Raw genomic sequence first — 26,192 nt, forward strand, 5'->3', positions numbered from 1 at the left:
ATTTCTCTCCCGCCCGCCGTTCCTCCGGCGGGATACACAGGGTTGTTCTTATTTTAACACAAAAGGAGTGGATTTTCCATGGCGAATCTGCGTGAATTTACCTACCCCTCCAGCGACGGCATCCACCAGGTCCACGCCGCCGAGTGGACGCCGGAAAACGGCGGCCCCAGGGCGGTGGTCCAGCTGGTCCACGGTATTTCGGAATATATTCTGCGGTACGACGGCTTTGCCCGTTTTCTGGCCGACCACGGCTTTGTGGTGGTGGGCAACGACCACCTGGGCCACGGCGGCACCGCCACCGGTCCCGAGGAGTACGGTTTCCTGGCGGAAAAGGACGGCTGGGCCCACATCACCGACGATGTGCGCCTGCTGCGGGTGCTCACCGGCGAGCGGTACAGCGGCCTGCCCTACTTCCTGATGGGCCACTCCATGGGCTCCTTTGTGGCCCGCACCTACCTGATCCGCTGGCCCGGCACCCTGGACGGCTGCATCCTCTCGGGCACAGGCCAGGAGTCCGCCGCCACCGTGTCCTTCGGCAAGGCGGTGCTGGCCATGTTCGGCGCCATCCGGGGGTACCGCGTGCCCTGCAAGTTCTTCAACGACCTGTCCATTGGGATGTACAACCGGAAGTTCGCCCCCAACCGCACCGGCGCGGACTGGATCTCCCGAGACAACAACGTAGTGGACGCCTACGTGGCCGACCCCCTGTGCTCCTTCCTGCCCACGGCCGGCATGAGCCGGGACATGATGGAGGGCCTCCAGTTCATCGCCGACCAGAACAACCTGGCCCGGATGGACCCGGAAACCCCCATCTACCTCTTCTCCGGCGACCAGGACCCGGTGGGCGCCATGGGCGAGGGCGTGCGGAAGGTGTACGGCTTCTTCCAGGACGCAGGCGTCCGGGACGTGACCATGAAGCTCTACCCCGGCGGACGCCACGAGATGCTCAACGAGACCAACCGGGACCAGGTCTACCAGGACGTGCTCGCCTGGCTGGAGGACCACATGAAGGCGTAAAACACGCAGCGGAGCACCGGAATTCTCTCCGGTGCTCCGCTTTGTCATATCTCCACGTCCAGAATATTCACTTCAAGTCCCTTTTTCATGGCGTAGGACAGGGTGTACATGGTGCCGCCCAGCACGCCGCCGTATACCGCAATGATCATGGACGACCGGTCCACCATGTACCGGTCCCGCCGCAGCATGCAGCCCCTGTCGTAGTGGTGCTGGACCATGGTCTCATAGTCGCACTGGGCAACCAGCCTGAAATACCGGTTCCGGTCCCGCTCCTTCCAGTGGGCGGCCTGCTCCTCGCAGGGCAGGGCGGCCTCCACGGTGACCCCGGGCCGCCGCTCCCGCAGGGCCAGGACCGCCTCGCAGAAATAGAAGTCCGCCCCCCGGGCCATGCCGCAGATGAAGTGGCGCATGCCCTTGTTATAGGCGTCCTCCAGGGCGGCTGCCAGCCGCTCCTTCAGCGCCACGCAGCGGGGGTCCCACTCGTCGTCCCGCCAGGGCAGCTTGTCGGGCCGGTGGCCCGTAAAACAGCAGGTGGTCTCTCGTTCCATGGCGCTCTCCTCACTGGCTTCTTCATTTTCGTCGTGTCCATTCTAGTATATCCAGCGGCCCAAGTCAACGCCATATTCGAACACCAGTGCGAAAACTTTTTTCAAAAAAGGCTTGCATTCTGTTTCACACACGCTATAATAGCCTTAGAACAACTGAACAGAAAATGTCTTCAGGGCAGGGTGAAAATCCCGATCGGCGGTATAGTCCGCGACCCGCAGCAATTGCGGCTGACCCGGTGCAACTCCGGGACCGACAGTGACGCGCACAACGCTCCACGCGCGAAGTCTGGATGGAAGAAGATGTGTTAATGCGATGGATGATACACCTCCTCCTTGATTGTATTTAACACCTGAAAGGCATTGCTTTTCAGGTGTTACTTTGCTTTCAGGAGTGTTTTTTTATGTCCGTTATGTCCTCTTCCCTCCCCAATTCCAGCGCCAAGCGGCTGGATGTGCGCACTGTCGTCTGCACCGGTATGCTCTGCGCCATCGCCTATGTGGTCATGCTCGTATCCAAGACCATCTTTGCCCCCCTCACCGTGGTCGGGTTCCTCACCTTCGACATGAAGGACGTGATCATCGCCATCGGCGGCTTCCTGTACGGCCCCCTCAACGCCCTGTGCATCTCCGTGGTCACCTCCCTCATCGAGATGGTCACCGTCAGTGACACCGGCCCCATCGGCCTGCTGATGAACGTGCTGTCCACCATCGCCTTTGTCTGCCCCGCTGCCTTTATCTACAAGCGCCGTCAGAAGCTCTCCGCCGCCGTGGTGGGTCTGGTCATCGGCGGCATCCTGATGACCGCCATCATGCTGCTGTGGAACTACCTCATCACCCCCCTGTACATGAATGTCCCCCGGGACGTGGTGGTCGCCATGCTGCCCACCGCCTTCCTCCCCTTCAACCTGGTCAAGGCCCTGATGAACGGCGCCCTCACCATGCTGATCTACAAGCCCGTTGTCACCGCCCTGCGGAAGGCCCGCCTGGTCCCCGAACATGAGAGCTCCAGCCAGGAGGCCCACAAGCGCAACACCATTGGTGTTACCATTGTGGCCATTATCCTGCTGGCCACTGCCGTGCTGCTGGGTCTGGTTCTGTCCGGCGTGATCTGAGCCCGCTTCTCTCTGCCCCGCCCGATCCTCTCTCCGGGCGGGGCATTTTTATAGGCCGAATATAGAACATAAGTTTGACTTTTTCCATCCCGGAGGTTATACTGTTCTTGAGAAAGGCGGTACGAAAGGGGTGAATGCCATGGACCGGACCATACTCCACTGTGACCTCAACAGCTTCTACGCCTCGGTGGAGCTGCTCTCCCTGCCCGAGCTGCGGGAGAGCGGAAAGCCGGTGGCCGTGTGCGGCGACCCCACCTCCCGCCATGGCATCATCCTGGCCAAGAACGAGCCCGCCAAGGCCATGGGGGTCAAGACCGCCGAGACCATCTGGCAGGCCAGGCAGAAGTGCCCCGATCTGGTGCTCCTCCCCGCCCACCGGGACCAATACCGGAAGTACTCCCGCATGGTCAACGCCATCTACGACCGGTTCACCGACCTGGTGGAGCCCTTCTCCATCGACGAGAGCTGGCTGGATATCACCGGCTCCATGCACCTGTGGGGCGGGGACGGAAAGGCCATTGCCGACCGCATCCGGGAGACGGTGAAGGCGGAGACCGGCCTGACCGTGTCGGTGGGGGTGTCCTTCAACAAGGTCTTTGCCAAGATGGGCAGCGACTACAAGAAGCCGGACGCCACCACGGTCATCACCCGGGAGAACTTCCGCCGGCTCCTCTGGCCCCTGCCGGTGACCGACCTGCTCTTTGTGGGCGGCGCGGCGGCCAAGGTGCTCCGCAGCTACGGCGTCCAGACCATCGGGGATCTGGCCCGGTTCGACCCCCAGGCCCTGGTGGCCATTCTGGGCAGGCAGGGCGCCGCCCTCCACAGCTACGCCGCCGGGACGGAGCACGAGCCGGTGATCCCCGCCCGGGACCTGCCGCCCCCCAAGTCGGTGGGCAGCGGCCTCACCTTCCGGCGCAACCTGCTGGGGCTGGAGGACGTGCGCACCGGCCTGTCCGCCCTGTCCGACGAGGTGGCCGCCCGGCTGCGGCGGCACGGCCTCAAATGCACCACCGTGCAGGTCACCATCCGGGACCCCGGTTTCCGGGACATCTGCCGCCAGAAGCGGCTCCCCGCCCCCACCTATGTGTCCCGGGACATCGCCGACGCCGCCCTGGAGCTGCTGCTCTCCTCCTGGAACCTGAAGCAGCCCATCCGGGCCCTCACCGTCACCGGCCAGAATCTGGTGGACGAGGCCGACGCCGGGGAGCAGCTGGATCTGTTCGCCGCCAATGCCGCCCCCCACCGTGACAAGCTGGAGCGGCTGGAGCGGGCCATGGACAAGATCCGGGACAAGTACGGCGGCGGGGCCATCACCTTCGCCTCCACCGTCCGGGGCGAGGCCGGCAGCAGCCAGCGCCAGGACGACGTGCCCCCTGTGGACTGACAGAAAAACGCCCCGCCTGCCCATATTGGGCAGGCGGGGCGTCTTGTCTCAGGGGTTTTTACTTCACGGTGATCAGCTCATAGGAGCGGGTGCCCAGGTCGATCTTCTCGGCGTGCTCCAGGCAGGCCTTCCACTCGGAGTCGGGCTCCAGGTTCTTGAAGTGGTCGTGGTGGTCGCAGAAGCCGGGGGCGTGCATCTTCTCATCCAGCTCGGAGCCGGGCAGAGGCTCCTGCCGCAGGCAGGCGTCGGCACAGGCCTGGTCCAGGGCCACCGGGTCAAAGGAGGCGAACATGCCCAGGTCGGGCAGCACCGGCACGTCGTTGCTGCCGTAGCAGTCGCACAGGGGGGACACGTCGATGACCAGGCTGATGTGGAAGCTGGGACGGCCGTCCACCACTGCCTTGGCGTACTCGGCCATCTTGCAGTCCAGAATGGCGTTGGTGTTATTCTCCAGGTTGGCAATGGCGTCGAAGTTGCAGGCGCCCAGGCAGCGGCCGCAGCCCACGCAGCGGTCGTGGTCAATGCGGGCCTTGCCGTCGGTACCGTCAAAGAAGATGGCGTCCTGGCCGCAGCTCCTGGCGCAGGCGTGGCACTTGCGGCACTTGCTCTCGTCCACCACCGGCTTGCCGGCATTGTGCTGCTCCATCTTGCCCGCACGGCTGCCGCAGCCCATGCCGATGTTCTTCAGGGCGCCGCCGAAGCCGGTGGCCCCATGGCCCTTGAAGTGGCTCAGGCTGATGAACACATCCGCGTCCATGATGGCACGGCCGATCTTGGCCTCCTTCACGTACTCGCCGCCCACCACGGGGACGGCCACGTCGTCGGTACCCTTCACGCCGTCGCCGATGATGATGTGGCAGCCGGTGCTGAAGGGGCTGAAGCCGTTGGTATAGGCGGCGTTCAGATGGTCGTAGGCGTTCTTCCGCTGGCCCACGTAGAGGGTGTTGCAGTCGGTGAGGAAGGGCATGCCGCCCAGCTCCTTCACCACGTCGGCCACCACCTTGGCCCAGTTGGGACGCAGGTAGGCCATGTTGCCCGGCTCGCCGAAGTGCATCTTGATGGCCACCAGCTTCTTCTCAAAGTCAATGTCTCCAATGCCCGCGGTGCGGATCAGCTTCTCCAGCTTGGTCAGCTGGTTCTGGCCGGGCTTGGTGCGCATGCTGGTAAAATATACTTTTGCCTTTTCCATCACAATCTCTCCTTTATATCGCCGCCGGATGAGGCGGTCCCGGTTCCCGCTCCGGACCAGACCCTATCCGGTGTTGTTACTCCGTTTCCCCGGCGTCCTTCCTCCTGTCGGGCAGCAGATGGTTGATTCCCACCGCCACCACAATGCCCACAATGGTCTCCATCACCCGGAACAGGGTATAGAAGTACCGCTCCGGGCCGCCGTGGTTGAGAATCACCACGCACACCAGCACACTGCCGATGGAGCAGGCGCTCGGGCGGCGGATCAGATTGCATATCCACATGGTGAGAACAATGCCCATGCCGATCATGAGCCCCAGAAAAATAGGCTGCTCCACCAGGTCGTCCACAAACAGAATGACCAGGCCCACCAGGCCGCCGATACAGGTGCCGATGACCCGGGACACGCCCTGCCGCACCGACTGCGCCACCGAGCTCTGCATACAGATAACGGCCGCAATACAAGCGTAAAATGGTCCCACGTCTTTCAGCGGGTCATACTCCCCCACCGGCATTCTCAGCCAGAAGGGCAGAAAAATAAAGTAGCACAGCACCACAGCCACAGCGGTTTTCACCATGCGCATGCCTACGCCGGGGACATTGATTTTCTCCACAAAGACCTCCTTGAGAGTGCGCGGAGGAGACAGGAAGCCCCTGTCTCCTCCGTATGGCTCGGATTTAGAACGGCAGGTTCAGTCCGCCGGTAATCTGACGCATATTGTTGGCCATGTCGGTCTCCGCGCTGCGGATAGCCTCGTTCACGGCGGCCACGATCATGTCCTGGATCATCTCCACGTCCTCCGGGTCCACCGCCTCGGGGTCGATGGTCAGGGACACCAGTTCCCGCTTGCCGGTGACCGTGGCGGAGACCACGCCGCCGCCGGCCTGGGCGCTGTACTCCTTGGCCTCCAGCTCAGCCTGCATCTTCTGCATGTTCTCCTGCATCTTCTGGGCCTGCTTGATCATATTCATGTTGATGCCGCCGCCCATGCCGCCCATTCCGGCGCGTCCAAAGCCTTTCGCCATGGTTCATTCTCCTTTCAGCCCGCCCTCCGGGCGGAAACTGTTATTTGATGATGATATTGTCAAACTGCTGCCCAAAGGCCAGCAGGTCGTCCAGCTTGTCGTGGGCCGGAGGGTCTGCCGCAGGTGCTGCCGGAGCGGCGCTCACCGGAGGCGCCTGGCCCACCGTCACCGTCACCCGCATCTGTCCCCCCAGCCGGGCGGAGGCCGCCTGGGCCACCACGCTGAGGATGCCCGGCTTGTTGATCATGGACCGGGTGAAATCGCTCTCTGCGTACAGGGTGAGCATGCTCCCCTCCGCCCGGCCCTGCACCATGGCGGGGTTGGACAGGAAGGTATACTCCCCCATGGGGATGCGCCCCTTCAGGGAGGCGACCAGCTCGGGCCAGAATTCTCCCCCCGGAGCGCTCTGTGCCGCCGGGGCCGTCTGGACCGCAGTGGGCCGGGCCGGAGCGCTCTGTTGGGCCAGAGCCTGCCGGACCGGCTCCGCCGTCCGCTGAGGCTGGGCCGCCGGTCTGGCGGCTTTCTCTTCGGCAACCGGGTTTACCCGCTCTCCCGGCTCCTCCGGCAGAGGCGGGCGCTCCTCCTCCCAGGGAGGACGGTCCTCGCTCCGGGCAGGCGCCGTCTGTTTGGGCTGCTGCTGGGCCGCCGGGGCAGTCGTCTGCTTTGCCGGCGGGCTCTGGACCTGCTGTACGGGGATGGCTTCCCCCGACAGCCGCTCCTCCAGCCGGGTCAGCCGGGCATTCAGTCCGGCCGGGCTGGGGTCCAGGGTCTCGTCGCACAGCCGGATGAGGCACAGCTCCGCGTCGGTCCGCCGGTTGCCGCTGCGGGACAGGTCGGCGCTGGTGGCCTGGAGCTGGGTCAGGATCTGGGCCAGCCGGGCCGGGGTGAACAGCCGGTCCAGACGGCGGAGGGTGGTCTCGTCATATCCCCCTGTCAGCAGGGCGGCTCCGCTCTGGGGCGCGGTCTTGCGGATCAGCAGGTCCCGGGCCAGGGCGGACAGCTCGTTCAGCAGGCTGCCCACGTCCTTGCCTGCGCCGTACAGCCGGGCCAGGGTCTCCAGGGCTCCGGCGGTCTCCTTTTTGGCGATCTGCTCCATCAGAGCAGCCGTCTCCAGGTTGCCCGCCAGGCCCAGGGCGGAGAGCACCTCCGCCTCGCCAATGGTGCCCGAGGGGTTGACGCACTGGTCCAGCAGGGACAGGGCGTCCCGCAGGCCGCCGTCTGCCAGCCGGGCCAGCAGGGCCGCGCCCTCGGCGGTCAGGCCGATGCCCTCCTGCTCCGCCACATAGCTCAGCCGCCGGGCGATGTCCCCGGTCAGAATCCGCTTGAAGGCGAACTGCTGGCACCGGGACTTGATGGTGGCCGGCACCTTGTGCAGCTCGGTGGTGGCCAGGATGAACATCAGGTGCTCCGGGGGCTCCTCCAGAATCTTCAGCAGGGCGTTGAAGGCGGCGGTGGACAGCATGTGTACCTCGTCCACGATGTACACCCGTTTGCGGACTGCGGCGGGGGTGTATACCGCCTCATCCCGCAGGGCGCGGACCTGATCCACGCCGTTGTTGGAGGCGGCGTCCAGCTCCAGCACGTCCAGGATGGAGCCGTTCTCAATGCCCAGACAGGAGGGGCACTGGTTGCAGGGATTGCCGTCCACCGGGTGCTCGCAGTTGACCGCCCGGGCCAGAATCTTGGCGCAGGTGGTCTTACCGGTGCCCCGGGTGCCGGTGAAGAGGTAGGCGTGGGACAGGCGACCGGTGGCCACCTGCCGCTTGAGGGTGTCGGTAATATGGCTCTGGCCCACCACATCGTCAAAGGTCCTGGGCCGCCACTTGCGGTAGAGCGCCTGATACATGTTCCTCCCACCCCTTCTGCTTTTCAGGATAAAAAAAGAGAGCGAGCGAGCCAAGTCGCTTCGCTCTCCGCACTGCCTTCCGCGTCCGGCGCAAGGCAAGGCCGCACACCGGCCTTTGGAGTCTGTGCTATGCCCGTAACCCTTACAGCCAGCTCGGAAACGGGAATTCCGCGGCACACGGGGCATTCCGTTTAGTGCTGCTCGGTTCCCCGCCTGACACGGTTCGCGGGGCCCCGTTGCGCGGGACCGATTCCTCATCGCCGCTTATAAGGAGCAGACGGCACAGCAGAGATCCGGGGGCCGGGATTCATCCCCGCTGTAGCGGATTGCGGGTACAGGGCACCGCTATCTCCCCGACTAGTGCGGCCTTGCCTCAGGCCGGACGGAGGTCGTCTAGTCATCGGAAGGCTGATACCGGTTTATCATACATCATTTTTCCCGATTTATCAATATCCACGTTCCAAGTTTTTTGATTTGAATGAAAAAAATTTTCTTGCATTTTGCGAAATCAGTGCTATAATAATATGCGTGTCTGCCAGAGCTCTTTGCGGCAGTCCGATTCATATGGGCCTGTAGCTCAGCTGGGAGAGCGTACGGTTCGCATCCGTAAGGTCGACGGTTCGATCCCGTTCAGGTCCACCATAAATTCAAAATGGTATAGATGCCACTGGCGCAAAGCCAGTGGCATCAACCGTTTTCGGGCTTTTTCAGCCCGAATTTTTACGGATGATTTTATAGATGTCAACCGCCGTTTCCACCTAACTGGTGGGATTTGACCCCTCTTTTCTCAGCAGCTGGCAAGACTGAAGCTATGCAGCGCCCTTTTTGAAGCAACAACTTTCAAAAAGGGCGCTATTTTTCTGCCGATAGAATACACAAAATTTGCGGCGTCAATTTGTTGGTCGTGACGGGCCAATAAGTTGGCGTCCTTTTTCATTTTTAGGTAATTTCAAAAAAGGCACTAAAATTTAGGAGGGAAACAAAATGGGCAGCAATCAATTTTTTCGAGAACTTTGCACCACTCTTCGCCGAGAAGGCTCCACGGCACAGCCGGAGCGGGACGGTCTGCTCCCTGTGGAATGGATGGTTCTTCCCCTGTGCAAAATCAGCGACGGTGCCAGCATCCGGTACGCTCACAAAGATGTAGATACCCTGGAACGGGAACGAGCCTGCCAAAAGGCCACGGATCTCGCCTGCGTGGTGCGGAAATATATGACCCTGATAGAACAGGCGCCCCCTCTGAAAGCTCAGGGGCCGACCGGTGACTTCCGAACGCTGTCCGAATTCAACGGAACGGTCCTGGCTGGACACCAGACCGAGTACGGCGTCCACTTCGTAACCTGGGACTGGCGCTTTGACCGTAAGGGGCTCAACCAAGTGCATTCCTATAGGGAAACTCCCTGGGCGCCAAGCGGGATTTTGCCATCCGCTCCGGCCTCATTCCCAACCAACTGCTTTTCGGTCAGGAGCAGCCTCACCACATATGAGGACATCTGGCGCAGAGTGATCTGGAAGGGTGTCGGACTATGATCTCATCCCTAAAGTCAACTCAGATGTGACTCTTGGCCGTTATGTCGCTGTTGCCGGTCAGATGCAGGGTGATCTCAGGTTCCCCGAAGCGGCCTGGCCCTACATGGACGAGCATACTCCCACCACAGGGGCATATTTGGAAGATGCAAACGAGTTGGCGTTGGCCATTGAGGGAATGCAGCATGAAGACGGCGAGCTGCTGAAATATCTGTCGGTTCTTTCGGCGGAGCAGCCTGGAACTATGCAGGATTCTCTCCGTTGTGCTATGAATCTGGACGATTACGAGCGTATCACGGAGGGCACCTATGAATACGTTCAAATCGTCCTGCGGCGCATCGGTGCTGATGATGAGCTAATCAATACCATCGACGGGTATATGGATTTTGAGAAGCTGGGCGAGGACGCCATGGTAGAGGGCAGCGTCCGGCAAACCGAGCTCGGTCTTATCCGCCGATGCAGTAACCCCTTCTCTGAAGAAACGTAGGCGTTAGAACTGGGAGATCTTTCCCGATACCCCGCAAAACCGATCTGCCACGAGTAAAGCTGGTGGCGCATACCCTCCTCGATGTGCAGATTCAGAAGACCGCCTTCTCTCCGGCGATTGCCAGCCACCCCTTCGCGAACTCTGGAATCTCTGCTCTTCGCAATGAGGACAGCATCCTTTCCAGCGGGTATGCCATATATCATATCCGCGGTAAACTTTTTGTCCGGTCTGGAAAGACGTTGGCGTGGATAAAAGTGCGGAAATTCAATATTCAGGTTGCACATAAATGCGGTCACTCGATATGACAATGGCTACTTATACACCTATCTCAGAATTTAATGAATTTGGGTAGTGTCAAGGATTGGACCCGCTGACAAAAGCCCTAAAAACTCCACCCATATGGTATAAATAGGAACAAAGGAGGGATGGAGCATGATGGGACGGCAGAGCGTTCAAATGAGTATGGTAATTCTGGATATAGCAGAATTGATCCCAACCGATCACTTACTTCGGAAAATCAATCAGATGGTTTCATTTGACTTTATCTACGATCTTGTAGCACCGCATTACCCTGCAAATGGCCGCCCATCTGTTGATCCTGCCAGTATGTTCAAAATGCTGCTGGTAGGATACCTCTATGGCATTAAGTCCGGACGCCGACTTGTCCAAGAAATTCAGTTGAACATTGCCTATCGTTGGTTTTGTGGCATCTGGAACGGCAGCAAAAACTGTTGAACCTGTCTATGGAGAAAGTTGCTTTGGGCAGGGGGTACGACACTGGCACTGTTCACAGGGGTTTGAAACTATTGGGAATTACCGGTTATATTCCCTCCATCCGTTTTCACAATGACCCAAGTAAATATGGATTTTCATATGATCCGCAACAGGATACATTTATTTGCCCAATGGGACAACCTCTTGTGTATCACCGTCTGAACTGCAATAAGTTCACAGGGAAATATCTTCGTTGTTACCAGGTACAGGGAGATGTCTGCCGGAAATGTACTTCCCGTAAAACTTGTTTTGATACGGCCGGTGTGCGTAGAGCCAGCAGCTGCCAGATTTCTTGGATGAGTGTAGTCTTCTCCCAGACTGAGATTGATTTTCTTGAAATTTTCCCATGAAATGACGCCTCCACCACGAACCTCATCGGCAAATATCTGATAGGAGGCCATTTCAATTACTCCTTCTTCCCGCAGGCAATACAACCGCCACAGATATTCCAAAGAGAATCCGCGGTACTCCGCCACGCTTCCGCATAGGGCACCGTCTTGTCGCAGAGGTGATTCACACTTTCCTGGCTCTGGTAGTCGGTACTCACAGCCCCCACATATTCCGCGTCGTTCTGAAAATCCATGGAGAAAATGGCCTTTGTCTTACGGAATTCCCGGATTCGGCGGTATACCTCCTCGCGCTGCTCTGGGGTGGGAAGCCGCTCCGTGGCAGCGGCGTTCCCCACAGGCATATAGCGGAAAACCGGACGAACAGCGCACCGCTGTCGATGATGTAGCTGTATCTGCAAGAATTCGAATCCATGGAACACTTCAAGCTGGAGCTGACCGCTTACCTGAATTACTGCAATAACCACCGTATCAAGGCAAAGCGAAAGGGCTTGCCGCCTGCTCTTCACAGGCAACAAGCCCTTTCGGCTGCTGAAACAATTCTTACGTTCAATTATTGTCTAACCTTTTTGGGGCACTTCACGGTCCTCCTCCGGCGGCCTCTGTTTTCTTCCATTCCTCTTTCCTGTGTTCTGCGAGCCCCGGATCTCCTCGTGGTAGAAATAGTCCACGATCACCGGATGGCCCGGCTCCGCCCGGCCGTAGGGCAACTCGTTGTCCACAAAGGGGCAGCCGTTTTCTCCGGCCAGCTGCTCCGCCCTCTGTTCCAGAGCCCGGAAATAGCTCCGGTCCCCCTTGCTGTAGATGGCGTGATACAGGTCGGTCAGATGGGGGTACTTTTCCCCGATATAGTCCAGGATCTCCCCCTTGAACCCGCCCCGCAGGTTCAGATTCTCCAGCCACACCAGGTCGCACTGGTCCTTGACCCGATGGAAGATGGCCTCGAAATCGGTGATACCGGGGAACACCGGGGAGATGAAGCAGACGGTGCGGATGCCCGCGTCGTAGACCTGCTTCATGGCACTGAGACGCCGCTCGATGCTCACCGCCCGGTCCATGTCCGCCCGGAATCCCTCGTCCAGGGTGTTGATGGACCAGGAGACCGTCACCTTTCCCATCTCCCGGAGCAGGTCGATATCCCGGACCACCAGGTCGGACTTGGTGCAGATAAGGATCTCCGCGCCGCTGTCCTTCAGCTGCTCCAGCAGCCTGCGGGTGTTCCCGAAGCGCGCCTCCTGGGGCAGATACCCGTCGGTCACCGAGCCGATGACCACCCGCTGCCCCCGGTATTTCCGGGAGTCCCTGATCTCCGGCCAGTGTTTGACGTCCAGGAACATGCCCCACGGCTCGGTATGGCCGGTGAAGCGCTTCATAAAAGAGGCGTAACAGTACTTACAGCCGTGGGTACAGCCCACATAGGGGTTGACCGAGTATCCCCCCACCGGCAGACTTGACTTGGTCATGATGTTTTTTGTGTCCACATCCCGGATGAGAATGCCCTGCTCCATGATTTCTGCCATCCCGCTCGCCTCCTGTGTTGACATGCCAAATCGTCATTCGTATAATCATTATACTGAAAACAAATCAGGATTCAAGTGGGCGGTTTGCCTGCGTTCCGGCTGGCCGCCTCTGCCGCCAGGCGGAATTTACGCCTGTATGTTGTCAGGTAATGCAATTGCACAGGAGGTCCTCCCCTATGGTGAAACGTCGGATTTCCTTCTAAACGGTAGAAGGAAATAATCAGCCTATCCTTCTATCGTTTTCGGAAAAGGGAAACAGTAGAAAGGATAATAAAAATGCAGAAATATCAGCGAAAGAACAGCGCCTGCTATATAGGGGCTTTGGTTTTTGTGCTCATCAGCACAGTCTTTGCGGTCATATTGCAGTTCTTCAAAGGCGGTGTTCTGGATTACGCGATTGCCGGAGACATCACGGCGACCATACAAAACGGAGGCCTGTTGATCGGGTTCATCCTGGGCGAGGTGCTGTTCTACTACTGCTATAAGAGACTGAGCGCAAGGTTTTCCGTCGGTTGTATGCGGCTTCTGAAGCACGATATCTTTGAGCGCATCCTCCGCCAAGACTATGTCACTTACAAAGAGCAGCAGCAGGGGGCGTATGTGGCGAAGTATACCAACGAGGCCGACATGATAAACTCCCGCTATTTTCAGATGCTTCCCCTGTTTTGGGAGATCCTGCTGAAAATCGTCTTTGTCAGCCTGGCCCTGTTCATCTTGGATTGGCGAATCGCATTGATTACGCTCTTGCTTCTGACCACGCCCCTTTATATCCCCAAGCTCATCGAAAAGCGTCTGCAAGAGGCCCAGACGGAATATCTGAAAGCGGTTGAGGACAATCTGGCAAAGGTAAGCGATTGGCTCAGCGGTTTTGAAATCATTAAGAATTTTTCCATTGAGCAGCAAATTCTCCTGAGATTTGACCAGTCAAATACATGGGCGATGGATAAGCTCCTCCGTGACACGGTTCTGGGCGCGGCGGCGCAGCTGATTACGACGCTGATTTCCTACTTGTCCTATTTCATCGTCCTCGCCTGTTCCGCATGGCTTGTCTTGTCGGGCGCGTTTTCAGCAGGCGACTTCTTTGTGGCAATCGGGATGATCGACCAGCTCTCCTACCCTCTCATCTCTCTGGCCGAAATCATCCGTCAGCTGATTGCCGTCAAACCCTCCTGTGCTGCTATGGCACAGTTTCTCTCCCAGAGCGATGGGGGCACGCATTCAAAATCTCTGCCCTGTATCCAAAAAGAGATCTGCTATGACGGCGTTTCCTTCGGCTATACCAGCGACCGGCTGCTGTTGCAGAACTTTAGCTTTACCGCTCAGATGGGCAGGAAGTATCTGATCAAAGGCCCCAGCGGCTGCGGAAAGACAACCGCCGTCAACCTGCTTCTGCGCTATTACGACGTGACAAGCGGCAGGATCATGCTCGACGGCCTACCGATCTCCCAGTACAGCGACACCTATTCGGCTATGACTGTGGTCCGGCAGGAGGCAGTCCTGTTTCACGACACGCTGCGGAACAATCTGACGATGTACCGCGATATGGGGGACGACACGCTCATGGAGACGCTGAAAAGCCTCGGCCTCGACCGGTTTGCCAATCCGCAGTCTCTGGACGCTGTTATTACAGAAAATGGGGCCAACCTTTCCGGCGGCGAGAAAAAGCGCATCTGTCTGGCGCGGGCGCTGCTGCGCGATACCAGCGTTTTGATCCTTGACGAACCGCTTGCAAATCTTGATGAAAACACCGCAAAGCGGATTGAAGATCTGCTCCTGTCCATCTCCGGAAAGCTGCTGCTGGTTGTGTCCCATCAGTTTACAGAGGAAAAGCTGCACTTGTTCGACGGCGTCGTCACGCTGGGCGCCCAGTAACATAAATTCAAACGGAGTACCGCGTCCGGCGGGCCGTGGAGACGCTGCGGAAAACGGAGCGCTCCATTGCTGAGTTCTCCGCCCGGGTGGGCTGCGGGACTCAAAAAAATGCAGGAAATTACCGCACGGTAATTTCCTGCATTTTTTGTGTATTTTCTCTCCGGTTCAACCGGTTTGATTTTTTCTCATCTGGCATTGGCCGCCCGGATGGCCTCCAGCCCAGCCGTCTCCATCCGCAGAATGGTGAGACGGGAGGCGAACCACGCGTCGTTCTTGGTCCAGTTCAGGGCGCTGTTCACCTCGTAGGACCCGGCGAGCATATACCGGAAGATCCGCTCCGCCTGGTCCTGGGAGATATGGCAGTACTCCATGATATCCGGGACCACGCTGGGCTTCATCATGCGGAAGAGCTTGTTCTTGATGTACTCCGAGATGGTCCTGTCCTGGAAGAGGACACGGTATTTGGGCGTATCCGCGATACGCTGGCAGGTGGGCAGGTCGCTGTTGTGCTCCCGCAGCTTCTCCACCGTGTCAAACTGGGCCAGGTAGTTCAGCCGCTGGGGCATGGTCATGGACAGCGTGGTGGAGGAGTACTCCGCCACCTCAAAGGCCTCGTCGATGAGCTCGTCCAGCACCTGGTCCAGCGAGTCGTAGTGGCTGTAAAAGGTGGTGCGGGTGATCTGGGCCGCCCCGCACACGGCGCTGATGCTCAGCTTTTCAAAGCCCTTCTCCCCCATCAGCTCCAGCAGCGCGTCCTTGATCGCGTTTTTGGTAAAGGTCACCCGCCGGTCCTCCCGGCCGGATCGTGCGTTCGCCATACTACCACCTCAGGGTCATTATCCCACACAGCTGTACACACTGTCAAGGAAAGTACGGAATTGTCATTTTTGTTCACCTGCTGGACAAGTTCCCCTGTTTCGTCCAGGACTGTACAGTTTTGTCCAAACTGCTCTTATCATTCAGGGCCTGATCTGTATAATTTTTCTCAGAAGAGGTCCCGACCTCCGGAAGGGACCGGGACAGAAAAACTGGTTTAGGAGGGAACCTCATGATCAATTTCGAAATGGAAGACGTCATCAGCGTGCTGCAAAACTGCGCCCCCTACCTCATCGCGCTGGGCATTGTCCTTCTGGTGGGAATCATCGTGCTCATCGCCGTTCGGGGGCGGCCCCGGCCTCAGAAGTTCCTGGTCCGGGCCCAGGCCGGTCTGGCCATGGCCCTGGCCGCTGTGCTGGCCGTCAACGGCATCATGCTGGGCGGCGTCTCCGCCCTGCTGGACCTGGTGTTGGTGGAACAGGTGAAGATCAGCGACGGTACTCTGGACACCGCTGAGGACACCGCCGTGCAGATTGCCGAGGAGGGCTTCGTCCTCCTGCAGAACGACGGCGACACCCTGCCCCTCACCGACGTGACCAGCCTGAACCTGTTCGGCTGGGCCAGCGCCAACCCCATCTACGGCGGCACCGGCTCCGGCGGCATCAACGCCCTGTACGACATCGTCAGCCTCCAGCAGGGGCTGGAGCAGGCCGGATTTGCGGTCAACCAGGAGCTGCTGGACTTCTACACCGCCTACTCCTCCCAGCGCCCCGACATGACCATCACCACCCAGTCCTGGACCCTGTACGAGCCCCCGGTGAGCACCTACCCCCAGGAGATGCTGGACAACGCCAGAGAATTCTCCGACGTGGCGGTCATCACCCTGGCACGCCTGGCCGGCGAGGGACACAACGACATGCCCATGGCCATGTCCGAGGCCGGCTACGACAACAATTCCGACGCGTACGACGATTTCCAGCCCGACGACCACTACCTCCAGCTCTCCCAGACTGAGCGGGACATGATCGACATGGTCTGCGACAATTTCGACACCGTCATCCTTCTGCTCAACAGCGGCAACCCCATGGAGCTGGGCTTTGTGGACGACTATGAGCAGATCAAGTCGGTGCTGTGGTGCCCCGGCCCCGGCAACGTGGGCTTCACCGCCCTGGGCGAGATCCTGCGGGGCACGGTGAACCCCTCGGGCAAGAGCACCGACACCTTTGCCTACAACCTGAAAAACGCCCCCTGGTGGAACAACTACGAGGACTACCACTACTCCAACATGGAGCAGCTGGCGGTGGAGGGCATGAACTCCGGCGTGTCCCAGACCTACTACCCCTCCTTCACCAACTACGTGGAGGGCATCTACGTGGGCTACAAGTTCTACGAGACGGCCGCCGCCGAGGGCCTCATCGACTACGATGCCGAGGTCCAGTACCCCTTTGGCCACGGCCTGAGCTACACAACCTTCTCCCAGACCATGAGCGAGCTGGACGTCACCGACACCGAATTCTCCTTTGACGTCACCGTCACCAACACCGGCTCTGTGGCGGGCAAGGACGTGGTGGAGGTCTTCTACAACCCACCCTATCTCAACGGCGGCGTGGAGAAGTCGGTGGCCAACCTGCTGGACTTTGAAAAGACCGGACTCCTCCAGCCCGGCGAGAGCCAGACCATCTCCTTCACCTTTGCCCTAGAGGACATGGCCTCCTACGACTACCGGGACGCCAGAGCCTACATCCTGGACCCGGGGGAGTATGTCATCTCCGTCAACAGCGACTCCCACACCATCCTGGACCAGAAGGCCCTGACCCTGTCCTCCAAAATCGTATACGACGGCCAGGAGGGCCGGGCCAGCGACGACCTCACCGCCACCAACCGGTTTGATGACTGTGCCGGCGACGTGGAGTACCTGTCCCGTGCCGACCACTTCGCCAACTACGACCGGGCCACCGCCGCCCCCGCCTCCACGGAGATGTCCCAGGAGCTGGTGGCGCAGTACCACCTGAACAGCAACTTTGACCCCGGCACCTATCTGGACCCCGACGCGGTCATGCCCACCACCGGGGCGGACAACGGCCTGACCCTGGCGGACATGCGTGGCCTGGACTATGACGACCCCCAGTGGGAGCTGCTGCTGGACCAGCTCACCGTGGACGACATGGCCAATATGATCGCCCTGTGCGGCTACCAGACGCCCGCCATGGAGTCGGTGGGCAAGCCCCAGACCCTTGACATGGACGGCCCGGCCGCCATCAACAACAACTTCACCGGCTACGGCTCCCTGGGCTTCCCCATCGAGATCGTCATCGCCAACACCTGGAGCAAGGACCTGGCCACCCAGTGGGGCGAGACCATGGGCCAGATGTGCGTGGAGATGGGCATCCAGGGCTGGTACGCCCCGGCCATGAACACCCACCGCAGCCCCTTCGGCGGGCGGAACTACGAGTACTTCTCCGAGGACGGCGTGCTGGCCGGGCGCATCGCCTCCGGCGCCGTGCAGGGCGCCATGAGCAAGGGGGTCTACTCCTACATCAAGCACTTCGCCGCCTACGACTTCAACGGCAAAATGGTGTGCGTCTGGACCAACGAACAGGCCCTGCGGGAGATCTATCTGAAGCCCTTTGAGATCTGCGTGAAAGAAGGAAACGCCAACGCCGTCATGGTCTCCTGGAGTTTCCTGGGCATCAAGTGGACCGGCGAAAACAGCAGCCTGATGAACACGGTCCTCCGGGACGAGTGGGGCTTCCGCGGCATGGCCATCACCGACTTTTTCCGCAACAACGGCCATGGCTTCATGAACGCCGACGCCGCCCTGGCCAATGGGGTGGACGGCATGCTGGCCACCGTGGAGGGCGGCCCCAACTTCGTCACCGACCGCACCAATCCCTCCTCTGTCTCCGACATGCGCCGCGCCTGCAAAAACGTGATGTACACCGTGGTGCAGAGCTATCTCTACGACGAGGACTACCAGGGCCAGCAGGGCGTGGGCTGGCGGACCTATCTCTACATCGCCGACGCCGCGGCCGCCGTGGTGCTCATCGGCCTGGAGGTCCTGGTGCTGAAAAGCTACAGGAAGCGCAGGGACAGCGCCGCGATGCGCTGATTTCCCCCTTTGCCGGACCCCCTGCAAAAATCCGGCCGCCGGCGAGCATGGCGCCGGCGGCCGGATTTTTGGGAAAGAAGGTGACTGCTCTGAAGCTGACACAGATCCGCAACGCCACCGTCCTGCTGGAGTACGCCGGCGTCCGGTTCCTCCTGGACCCCATGCTCTCCCCCAGGGGCGCCCTGCCCCCCTGCCACAGCCGGGTCCGTCCCGAGACCCGCAATCCCCTGTGCGACCTGCCCTGCCCGGCAGAGGCCCTCTTGGACGCGGACGGGGTCATCATCACCCACCTCCATCCGGGGCACTTTGACCAGGCGGCGGCCAGGCTGCTCCCCAGAGACAGTCCGGTCTTTGCCCAGAACCAGCGGGACCTGGAGATCCTGCAATACTACGGCTTCCGGCAGGTCCGGGTGCTGGGGCGGGACACGGCCTTTTCCGGGGTGACCCTGACCAGAATCCCCGGGCGCCACGGGAACTGGGAGGCAGATCTCCTGGACCGGCTGGGCAGCGTATCCGGGGTGGTGTTCCGCGCTCCGGACGAGCCCTGCCTCTACGCCACGGGGGACACCGTCTGGTGCCCCGGCGTGGAACAGGCGCTCCGTGACTTCCGCCCCCATGTGGTGCTGGCCAATGCCGGGGGCAACATGGGCTGCCAGCACCGGGTCAACATGGGAAAGGAGGATGTTCTGGCCCTCCACCAGGCCCTCCCCTCGGCCCTCATCGTGGCCACCCACATGGAGGACATGAACCACTGGACCCTGTCCAGGGCGGAGCTGCGGGCCTTTGCCCGGGAAATGGATTTCCGGCTATACGCGCCTGAAAACGGGGAGAGCCTTCGGATATGCCGGGATCGGACCGGCCTCCGCGCTGTCGTAGAAGAGGCTTAAGGACATGGGCGCAGCAAAAACCGGGACCGTCAAGAGGCGGTCCCGGTTTTCGCTCTTCCGCAGGGCATGCGTCTACGGCTCTATCTTTTCGATTTTGAACACGTTGATCACATCCACATCAGGGCAGCAGAACACCGCCGTGCCCTCCGGCTGCCCCGGTATGGCGCCCCCATACCGCAGGATGTCGATATAGGGGAATGCCACATGCATGGCCATGGGACACAGCCGTCCCCGCTCCGTGTCAAAATCGAACGTGTCCCCCACGCGGTGCCCCCGATGGCAGCCGCAGGGGCCTTTGCGGTCGATCAGGGTCAGGCGGATCTTGGGTCTCTCCACAGGGCCCCCTCCTTCCGTTTCACAGTCTGTTTCGCTCGCCCCAGTCGCACATCTGGTCCAGGATGGGGATCAGAGACCTTCCCCGCTCCGTCAGGCTGTACTCCACCTTGGGCGGGATCTGGGGATACTCCTCCCGGTGGACCAGCTGATCCGCCTCCAGCTCCTTCAGGGTGGCGCTGAGGGTCTTGTAGGAGATCCCACCGATATACTTCTTCATCTCGTTGAACCGGACCACCCCAAAACACATGAGGGTGTAGAGGATCGTCATCTTATACTTCCCGCTGATCAGCGACAGGGTATAGCTGAAACCCGTATCCGCCAGATTGGCGGTGGAAATGCAGGCTCTGTACGCTTCTGCCTCTCCCATTTGACACTCTCCTTTTGGTAAGTACCAAACCTCGATGCAAGTATCGCACTAAAATGTGCGTACTTGTTCTTTTGCCAGTTCTTGCTATGATTGTAATATCAGGTGAGAAGAAAGTCAATCTCACACAGACAAGGAGGAGCATTATGAGCAAGAACGTGGTTGTGATCACCGGCAGTCCCCGCAGGAACGGCAACAGCTTTGCCATGACCGACAGCTTTATCAAGGCCGCGAAGGCAAAGGGACACACCGTGACCCGTTTTGACGCGGCCATGATGAAGATCGGCGGCTGCCGGGCCTGTGAGACCTGCTTCAGCACCGGGAAGGCCTGCACCTTTGACGACGATTTCAACACCATCGCCCCGGCCATCCTGGAGGCCGACGCCATCGTCTTCACCATGCCGGTCTACTGGTACTCCATCCCCGCCCAGATCAAGGGGGTCATCGACCGGATCTACTCCCTGGTGGTGGGCGGCAAGGACATAGCCGGAAAGGAGTGCGCCCTGATCGCCTGCTGCGAGGAGGAGGACCTGTCCGTGCTGGACGGCGTACGGGTCCCCATGGAGCGCACCGCCGCGCTGAACAAGTGGAAGATGGTGGGCGAGGTGCTGGTGCCCGGCGTCCTCAAGCCCGGCGATATTGAGAAAACCGACGGCTGCCGGAAGGCCGCCGCCCTGGCCGACAAGATCTGATGTCCTCCCGCTCCGCTGCCCGGCGGCCCTCCGATTTTGTCTGCCCGATGCACATCAGAAAGCCCGCCCCGGCGCGTCTGCGCCGTGGGCGGGCTTTCTGCCCTCCGTCCCCGGATAGCCCCGGGTCTCCGTAACAGGCGGCTCACTCGAATTTCCTGTCGTAGAGCAGGGCCGCGATCAGCACCACAAAGCAGGAGCCGGCATTGTGAACCAGGGCCCCGGTGGTGGGCGTCAGCATTCCCAGGAGGGAGAGAATGATGGCCACAAAGTTGATGCACATGGACAGCGTGATGCTCAATTTGATGGTCTTTACCGTGGCGTCGGACAGGCGCTTCAGGTAGGGGATGCGGGAGAGATCGTCGCGCATCAGGGCGATATCCGCGGCATCCACGGCGATGTCGCTCCCCATGCCCCCCATTGCCACGCTGACGTCGGCGGTCTTCAGCGCCGGCGCGTCGTTGACCCCGTCGCCGATCATGCAGACCCTGCATCCCCCGCGCCGCAGCTCCTGGATGCTCCCCACCTTCTCCTCCGGCAGCAGCTCCGCCCGGACATCGGAAATTCCGGCCTGTTGGGCAAAATAGGCGGCCGTTGTCCTGTGGTCGCCGGTGAGCAGAACGGTGCGGGTCCCCATCCCGGCCAGGCGGGAGACCATGTCCTTTGCCTCCGGGCGCAGCACGTCGGAGAGGGCGATCACGCCCAGACAGCGGTCCCCCTCCGCCACCAGGACGGAGGCCTTCCCCTGCACGCGCAGTCTCTCCAGGGTATCCCGGACGCCGCCGTCAGGGGACACGCCGCTTTCCGCAAGGAAGGCCTCCTTGCCGCAGAGCAGCGCCCTGCCCTCCACCCGGGCGCTTACCCCCTTGCCTGCCGTCATCCGGAACCCGTCGGAAGTTGGAAGGTCGAGTCCCTCCTCCCTGGCCCGGGCCACGATGGCCTTGCCCAACGGATGCTCGCTTCTGGACTCCGCCGCGGCGGCCAGGGTCAGCAGCTCCGCCGCGCTGACCGCGGGGTTAAAGGGCAGGACATCGCTGACCTCCAGCCGGCCATAGGTCAGCGTGCCCGTCTTGTCAAAGGCGATGGTGTCCACCTTTCCCATTTTCTCCAGGGCCTCGCCGGACTTGATGATCACGCCGTGCTTGGTCGCCTGGCCGATGGCCGCCATAATAGCGGTGGGCGTGGCCAGCACAAGGGCGCAGGGGCAGAACACCACCAACACGGTGACGGCCGTGATGATGTTCCCCGTCCCCAGGTAGGCGGCCACGGCGATCAGCAGCGCCACCGGCACCAGCCAGCTGGCGCACCGGTCCGCCAGGCGCTGCATGGGCGCCTGTCTGCTCTCCGCCTCCCGCACCATGCGGATGAGGGTCTGGAGGGAGCTGTCCTCCCCCACCCTGGTGGCCGTGATGTCAATGGCCCCGAAGCGGTTGATGGTGCCGCAGAACACCCCGTCCCCCACGCCCTTGTCCACAGGCAGGGATTCCCCCGTCATAATAGACTGGTCCACAGAGGTCTCGCCGCTGACGATCTCTCCGTCCACCGGGATGGTCTCGCCGGGCAGAATACGCAGCAGGTCCCCCTGCCGGATCTCCTCCGCCGGCACCATCTCCTCCCGCCTGCCGGACAGCCTGCGCCCCTCCACAGGGGCCAGGCTGAGCAGCTGCTTCAGGCCCTTTTTCGCCCGCTCGGTGGTGGCCTCCTCCAGCAGCGCCCCGATGGCCATGATAAAGGCCACCTCGCCCGCCGCAAACAGGTCCCCGATGGCAATGGCGGCGAACATGGCGATGCAGATCAGCAGCGCGGAGGAGATCTTGCTGATGCCGGGGTTGTGTATGATCCGCCAGACGGCCAGATACAGCAGCGGGATGCCGCTGATGAGCACCGTCACCCAGGCCGGATCAAAGGGCAGGATGCCCGGGTGTCCGCCCGTCTCCCCCATCAGGTGGGGTACCAGGTCGAACAGCAGAAACACGCCCGCCACAATGGTCATGGGCAGTCCGGCCAGAACATCGCTGACTCTCTTTATCATCCTTCTTCCTCCCTCTGCTTGACAGATACAGAGGCTTTCCGTACAATCAATTTGATAGCAAACACTCTGTTCGTTTTTATTGTAGGGACATGCCGCGGGAAAGGCAACGGATGATTGGGCCCACATGTTCTCTACCGAACATTTGGGCGGATTTGTACGAAGGGAGCTTGTATGGACAGACGGCAGCAAAAAACGAGAGCGGCGATCTTTTCCGCCTTCACCGCCCTGCTGGCGGAGAAGGCCTACAGCAAGATCACGGTGCAGGAGATCATCGACGCCGCCAATGTGGGGCGCACCACTTTTTACGCCCATTTCGAAACCAAAGACGACCTGCTCAAGGAGCTGTGCGGGGAGCTGTTCGGCCACATCGTCAGCAGCGCCATGGACTGCACCCACACCCACGGGCTCTACTCCGACGGCAGCGCGCCGGAGTCCGTGTTCTGCCACCTGCTGCAGCACCTGCAGGAGAACGACCGGAACATCATGGGGCTCCTCTCCTGTGAGAGCAGCGAGCTCTTCCTGCGCTATTTCCGGGACAGCCTGAATGAGCTGGTGCGGTCCCAGCTGGCCAGCCTGAACCGCGCCCCCAATCCCCGCATCCCCCAGGACTTTCTCATCAACCACATATCCGGCAGCTTTGTGGAGATGGTGCTGTGGTGGAGCAGGGGCCGGATGAAGCAGCCTCCGGAGGAGCTGGACCGGTATTTCCGGGCCGTCATCGAGCCGGTTCTGTGACAGCCGGTCCGGGATTCAGCCGGAAAACAGCGGGCAAACCGCTCGATCGCTCTCTTTTCTGTTGACTTGGACTGTCCGTCCGCCGTATAATATCTCTATTCGATATATTTGGAGGCGTCTATGGAATATCTGGTGCTGGGCCTGCTGATCCTCTCCCCCATGACCGGGTATGAGCTGCAGCAGTTCATCAGGCAGAACCTGGCCCTCATCTGCTCCCACAGCGCGGGCAGCGTACAGACCGCCCTGGCCAAGCTGGAGCGGGAGGGCCGCATCACCGCCGCCGAGACCACCCAGGGCAGGCGGCGCAAAAAGACCTTCTCCATCACGGAGGAAGGCCGCGTCGCCTTTTCCGCCTGGGTGGCCCAGCCCATGCAGGCGGATAAAGTGAAAAACATGGAGCTATCCCGGCTGTTTTTCCTGGGCCTGGCCAGGCCGGAGGAGCGGACCGCCGCCATCCGGGACTACATCCGCCAGATGGAGGAGACGGCCGCCGTGCTGCAGGCCATCCGGGAGCGGTTCCGGCAGGTCCAGGAGAGCCCCCTGCCCCCCGGACAGGACTGGGACGCCATCTTTCGCTTCCAGGGATACACCATCGAGTACGGCATTGCCGCCGCCCAGTTTGAGCGGGACTGGTACCGCCGCCTGCTCTGTGAATTGGAGGAACAGCCATGAACATTCTCGTTTTGAACGCCAGCCCCAAGGGGAAAAATTCCGCCACCGTCCACACCGCCCTCTACCTGCAGGCCCTGCACCCGGAGCACAGCTTCACCTTCCTGCCTGTGGGACAGCGCATCAAGGCCTGTGAAAAGGACTTCTCCCCCGTCCGCGCCGCCCTGGAACAGGCCGATCTGGTTCTGTTCTGCTACCCGGTCTACACCTTCATCGCCCCCTACCAGCTCCACCGGCTCATCGAGCTCATCAAGGCCGACGGAGTGGACCTGAGCGGCAAATTCGCCAGCCAGATCACCACCTCCAAGCACTTCTACGACGTGACTGCCCACCGGTACGTGGAGGAGAACTGCTTTGACCTGGGCATGAAGGTGATCCGGGGCCTGTCCGCCGACATGGAGGACCTGCTCAGTGAGCAGGGGCAGAAGGAGGCCCGGGACTTCTTCGACCAGCTCATCTTCTCCTGTGCACACGGCCTGTTCGTCACCCCGCCGGTCAAAGCCCCGGCACGGGACAAGGCCGTCTATCAGCCCGCCCTGCCCCAGGCGGCCAAGACCGCCGGCAAGGACGTGGTCATCGTGACCAACTGTGCCCCCGACGACCAGAACCTGGCCAACATGATCGCCGACTTCCGCGCCGCCCTGCCCTGCGAGAGCCGGGTGGTCAACCTGCGGGACTTCCCCTTCGGCGGCGGGTGCCTGGGCTGCTTCGGCTGCGCCATCACCGGCAAATGCGTCTACAAGGACGGCTTCGACGAATTCCTGCGCAACACCATCCAGACCGCCGACGGCTTTGTGTACGCCTTCACCATCTCCGACCACTACACCCACTCCAGCTTCAAGTGCTTTGACGACCGGCAGTTCTGCAACGGCCACCGCACCGTCACCCACGGCACCCCCATCGCCTACCTCATCAGCGGCGACTACCGGTACGAGCCCAACCTGCGTATGATCGTGGAGGGCCGGGCCGAGGTGGGGGGCAACTACCTGGCCGGCGTGGCCACCGACGAGGGGGACACCGCCGGGAACATCCGCTCTCTGGCGGAGAACCTGGCCTTTGCCATGGAGAAGAAGCTGACCCGTCCCGCCAACTTCTACGGCGTGGGCGGCATGAAGATCTTCCGGGACCTGATCTACGTCATGCAGGGCCTGATGAAGGCCGACCACAAGTTCTACAAGCAGCACGGCATCTATGACTTCCCCCAGAAGCAGAAAAAGCGCATCCTGCAGATGAAGCTGGTGGGCGCCCTGATGGCCATCCCGTCGGTGCAGAAGCAGGCCAAGGGCAAGATGACCCAGGCCATGGTGGCGCCCTATCAGAAGGTCATCGACCAGGTGAAGCGTGGCTGACAGTCAGAACGCAAGCAGCAGGAGGTTTTTATGGAAAACAGGGAGCTGATCGATCTGCTGGAACAGCGGATGTTCGACTTTGACCGGGGCGACCCCATGCGCATCCAGCACCTGATGAAGGTGCACCGCTTCGCCCAGATGATCGGACGCATGGAGGGTCTGGACGCCCACACCCAGTTTGTCACCGAGTGCGCCGCCCTGGTCCACGACATCGGCATCCACCCGGCGGAGGAGAAATACGGCGCCTGCACCGGCCCCCTCCAGGAGCAGGAGGGTCCGGCCTACGCCCGGACCATGCTGGAGGAGCTGGGCCTTGCGCCGGAGGACATCGACCGGATCTGTTATCTGGTGGGCCACCACCACACCTATACGGATATTGACGGTCCGGACTACCAGATCCTGGTGGAGGCGGATTTTCTGGTGAATTTTTACGAGGACGGCCTGAGCCGGCAGGCGGTGAGCCGCGCCCTGGAGCAGATCTTCCGGACCAGGTCGGGCAAAGCCCTCTGCCGGACCATATACGCCGTGGAGTGACGCCGTCGCTCCCGCAGGAAAGGT

The 26,192-nt window shown here is 60.9% G+C and carries 25 protein-coding genes, 1 tRNA gene, 1 other RNA gene, 2 pseudogenes and 1 riboswitch; of the genes and pseudogenes, 15 read left to right on the top strand and 14 right to left on the bottom strand.

The features are described from left to right. The first annotated feature begins 78 nt into the window (after positions 1-78). Positions 79-1,017 carry an alpha/beta hydrolase gene (locus tag Q0K23_RS01545; RefSeq protein WP_294517020.1) on the top strand — a complete coding sequence of 313 codons (939 nt, stop codon included), beginning with the start codon at positions 79-81 and terminating at the stop codon, positions 1,015-1,017. Between the two features lie 44 nt (positions 1,018-1,061). On the opposite strand, the gene Q0K23_RS01550 is transcribed toward Q0K23_RS01545, so the two are convergent. Beyond that, positions 1,062-1,565, bottom strand: a complete 504-nt coding sequence (locus tag Q0K23_RS01550) for an SLOG family protein (RefSeq protein ID WP_294517023.1) — start codon at positions 1,563-1,565, stop codon at positions 1,062-1,064. Positions 1,566-1,727: 162 nt separating this feature from the next. Next, positions 1,728-1,871, top strand: a riboswitch (FMN riboswitch). 95 nt (positions 1,872-1,966) lie between these two features. On the opposite strand from Q0K23_RS01550, the gene Q0K23_RS01555 reads away from it, so the two are divergent. Both Q0K23_RS01555 and dinB read left to right on the top strand, forming a co-directional pair. After that, the gene (locus Q0K23_RS01555) at positions 1,967-2,677 is read left to right on the top strand and encodes an ECF transporter S component (protein WP_294517025.1); all 711 of its coding nucleotides are present in this window, start codon (positions 1,967-1,969) and stop codon (positions 2,675-2,677) included. A 139-nt stretch (positions 2,678-2,816) separates the two neighbouring features. Further along, complete coding sequence (dinB, locus tag Q0K23_RS01560) at positions 2,817-4,061, top strand: DNA polymerase IV (protein WP_294517028.1); 1,245 nt, start codon at positions 2,817-2,819, stop codon at positions 4,059-4,061. 58 nt (positions 4,062-4,119) lie between these two features. Here the strand turns inward: dinB and Q0K23_RS01565 are convergent, their stop codons facing one another. The 5 genes from Q0K23_RS01565 to ffs form a co-directional block, all read right to left on the bottom strand. After that, positions 4,120-5,250 carry a DUF362 domain-containing protein gene (locus Q0K23_RS01565; protein WP_294517030.1) on the bottom strand — a complete coding sequence of 377 codons (1,131 nt, stop codon included), beginning with the start codon at positions 5,248-5,250 and terminating at the stop codon, positions 4,120-4,122. 76 nt (positions 5,251-5,326) lie between these two features. Next, entirely contained in the window at positions 5,327-5,863 is a 537-nt protein-coding gene (locus Q0K23_RS01570; RefSeq protein ID WP_294517032.1) for an aromatic acid exporter family protein, read from the bottom strand. 64 nt (positions 5,864-5,927) lie between these two features. Beyond that, positions 5,928-6,275 carry a YbaB/EbfC family nucleoid-associated protein gene (locus tag Q0K23_RS01575; RefSeq protein ID WP_294517034.1) on the bottom strand — a complete coding sequence of 116 codons (348 nt, stop codon included), beginning with the start codon at positions 6,273-6,275 and terminating at the stop codon, positions 5,928-5,930. Positions 6,276-6,315: 40 nt separating this feature from the next. After that, positions 6,316-8,121, bottom strand: coding sequence for a DNA polymerase III subunit gamma/tau (gene dnaX / locus Q0K23_RS01580; RefSeq protein ID WP_294517036.1), 1,806 nt, complete (start codon positions 8,119-8,121; stop codon positions 6,316-6,318). Between the two features lie 101 nt (positions 8,122-8,222). Further along, an RNA gene (gene ffs / locus Q0K23_RS01585) (signal recognition particle sRNA large type) lies at positions 8,223-8,487 on the bottom strand. 200 nt (positions 8,488-8,687) lie between these two features. On the opposite strand from ffs, the gene Q0K23_RS01590 reads away from it, so the two are divergent. Then, positions 8,688-8,763 (top strand) — tRNA-Ala (locus tag Q0K23_RS01590). A gap of 297 nt (positions 8,764-9,060) precedes the next feature. On the opposite strand, the gene Q0K23_RS01595 is transcribed toward Q0K23_RS01590, so the two are convergent. Continuing rightward, positions 9,061-9,504, bottom strand: coding sequence for a hypothetical protein (locus tag Q0K23_RS01595; protein WP_294517038.1), 444 nt, complete (start codon positions 9,502-9,504; stop codon positions 9,061-9,063). Positions 9,505-9,637: 133 nt separating this feature from the next. Between Q0K23_RS01595 and Q0K23_RS01600 the strand changes: the two genes are divergently transcribed. Together Q0K23_RS01600 and Q0K23_RS01605 are read left to right on the top strand one after the other, a co-directional pair. After that, the gene (locus Q0K23_RS01600) at positions 9,638-10,135 is read left to right on the top strand and encodes a DUF6329 domain-containing protein (RefSeq protein WP_294517040.1); all 498 of its coding nucleotides are present in this window, start codon (positions 9,638-9,640) and stop codon (positions 10,133-10,135) included. A gap of 432 nt (positions 10,136-10,567) precedes the next feature. Beyond that, positions 10,568-10,870, top strand: coding sequence for a transposase (locus Q0K23_RS01605; protein ID WP_294517042.1), 303 nt, complete (start codon positions 10,568-10,570; stop codon positions 10,868-10,870). Between the two features lie 134 nt (positions 10,871-11,004). On the opposite strand, the gene Q0K23_RS01610 is transcribed toward Q0K23_RS01605, so the two are convergent. Next, complete coding sequence (locus tag Q0K23_RS01610) at positions 11,005-11,310, bottom strand: hypothetical protein (RefSeq protein WP_294517044.1); 306 nt, start codon at positions 11,308-11,310, stop codon at positions 11,005-11,007. Between the two features lie 5 nt (positions 11,311-11,315). Then, a pseudogene (locus Q0K23_RS01615) lies at positions 11,316-11,641 on the bottom strand (radical SAM protein); the annotation flags it as partial. A gap of 4 nt (positions 11,642-11,645) precedes the next feature. Between Q0K23_RS01615 and Q0K23_RS01620 the strand changes: the two are divergent. Continuing rightward, positions 11,646-11,789, top strand: a pseudogene (locus Q0K23_RS01620) (IS3 family transposase); the annotation flags it as partial. A 27-nt stretch (positions 11,790-11,816) separates the two neighbouring features. Here Q0K23_RS01620 and Q0K23_RS01625 read toward each other — a convergent pair. After that, positions 11,817-12,776, bottom strand: a complete 960-nt coding sequence (locus Q0K23_RS01625) for a radical SAM mobile pair protein B (protein ID WP_294517046.1) — start codon at positions 12,774-12,776, stop codon at positions 11,817-11,819. A gap of 276 nt (positions 12,777-13,052) precedes the next feature. Here Q0K23_RS01625 and Q0K23_RS01630 point away from each other — a divergent pair, with 276 nt between their 5' ends. Continuing rightward, complete coding sequence (locus tag Q0K23_RS01630; protein ID WP_294517048.1) at positions 13,053-14,648, top strand: ABC transporter ATP-binding protein; 1,596 nt, start codon at positions 13,053-13,055, stop codon at positions 14,646-14,648. Between the two features lie 185 nt (positions 14,649-14,833). Here Q0K23_RS01630 and Q0K23_RS01635 read toward each other — a convergent pair whose 3' ends face one another. Next, positions 14,834-15,466, bottom strand: a complete 633-nt coding sequence (locus Q0K23_RS01635; RefSeq protein WP_294517050.1) for a TetR/AcrR family transcriptional regulator — start codon at positions 15,464-15,466, stop codon at positions 14,834-14,836. Positions 15,467-15,696: 230 nt separating this feature from the next. Here Q0K23_RS01635 and Q0K23_RS01640 point away from each other — a divergent pair, with 230 nt between their 5' ends. Then, complete coding sequence (locus tag Q0K23_RS01640) at positions 15,697-18,573, top strand: glycoside hydrolase family 3 N-terminal domain-containing protein (protein ID WP_294517053.1); 2,877 nt, start codon at positions 15,697-15,699, stop codon at positions 18,571-18,573. A gap of 68 nt (positions 18,574-18,641) precedes the next feature. After that, on the top strand, positions 18,642-19,460 hold the full coding sequence (locus tag Q0K23_RS01645; RefSeq protein WP_294517055.1) for an MBL fold metallo-hydrolase: 819 nt from the start codon (positions 18,642-18,644) through the stop codon (positions 19,458-19,460). Between the two features lie 72 nt (positions 19,461-19,532). Here the strand turns inward: Q0K23_RS01645 and Q0K23_RS01650 are convergent, their stop codons facing one another. Then, positions 19,533-19,796 carry a TIGR04076 family protein gene (locus Q0K23_RS01650; RefSeq protein ID WP_294517057.1) on the bottom strand — a complete coding sequence of 88 codons (264 nt, stop codon included), beginning with the start codon at positions 19,794-19,796 and terminating at the stop codon, positions 19,533-19,535. Positions 19,797-19,815: 19 nt separating this feature from the next. Further along, entirely contained in the window at positions 19,816-20,163 is a 348-nt protein-coding gene (locus Q0K23_RS01655; RefSeq protein WP_294517072.1) for a helix-turn-helix domain-containing protein, read from the bottom strand. 143 nt (positions 20,164-20,306) lie between these two features. On the opposite strand from Q0K23_RS01655, the gene Q0K23_RS01660 reads away from it, so the two are divergent. Beyond that, entirely contained in the window at positions 20,307-20,852 is a 546-nt protein-coding gene (locus tag Q0K23_RS01660) for a flavodoxin family protein (protein ID WP_294517074.1), read from the top strand. A gap of 142 nt (positions 20,853-20,994) precedes the next feature. Here the strand turns inward: Q0K23_RS01660 and Q0K23_RS01665 are convergent, their stop codons facing one another. Beyond that, positions 20,995-22,881 carry a cation-translocating P-type ATPase gene (locus tag Q0K23_RS01665; RefSeq protein WP_294517076.1) on the bottom strand — a complete coding sequence of 629 codons (1,887 nt, stop codon included), beginning with the start codon at positions 22,879-22,881 and terminating at the stop codon, positions 20,995-20,997. A 171-nt stretch (positions 22,882-23,052) separates the two neighbouring features. Here Q0K23_RS01665 and Q0K23_RS01670 point away from each other — a divergent pair, with 171 nt between their 5' ends. The 4 genes from Q0K23_RS01670 (at position 23,053) to Q0K23_RS01685 (ending at position 26,168) form a co-directional block, all read left to right on the top strand. After that, positions 23,053-23,616, top strand: a complete 564-nt coding sequence (locus Q0K23_RS01670; protein ID WP_294517078.1) for a TetR/AcrR family transcriptional regulator — start codon at positions 23,053-23,055, stop codon at positions 23,614-23,616. A 120-nt stretch (positions 23,617-23,736) separates the two neighbouring features. Beyond that, a complete protein-coding gene (locus tag Q0K23_RS01675; protein WP_294517082.1) occupies positions 23,737-24,288 on the top strand; it encodes a PadR family transcriptional regulator in 552 nt (183 codons plus the stop codon). Beyond that, the gene (locus Q0K23_RS01680; protein ID WP_294517084.1) at positions 24,285-25,634 is read left to right on the top strand and encodes an NAD(P)H-dependent oxidoreductase; all 1,350 of its coding nucleotides are present in this window, start codon (positions 24,285-24,287) and stop codon (positions 25,632-25,634) included. Before Q0K23_RS01675 ends, Q0K23_RS01680 begins: the two co-directional genes overlap by 4 nt. 30 nt (positions 25,635-25,664) lie before the next feature. Next, on the top strand, positions 25,665-26,168 hold the full coding sequence (locus Q0K23_RS01685; RefSeq protein ID WP_294517086.1) for an HD domain-containing protein: 504 nt from the start codon (positions 25,665-25,667) through the stop codon (positions 26,166-26,168). Positions 26,169-26,192 lie beyond the last annotated feature (24 nt).

Origin of the sequence: uncultured Pseudoflavonifractor sp. (assembly GCF_944387275.1) — a bacterium.
Classification (GTDB): domain Bacteria; phylum Bacillota; class Clostridia; order Oscillospirales; family Oscillospiraceae; genus Pseudoflavonifractor; species Pseudoflavonifractor intestinihominis.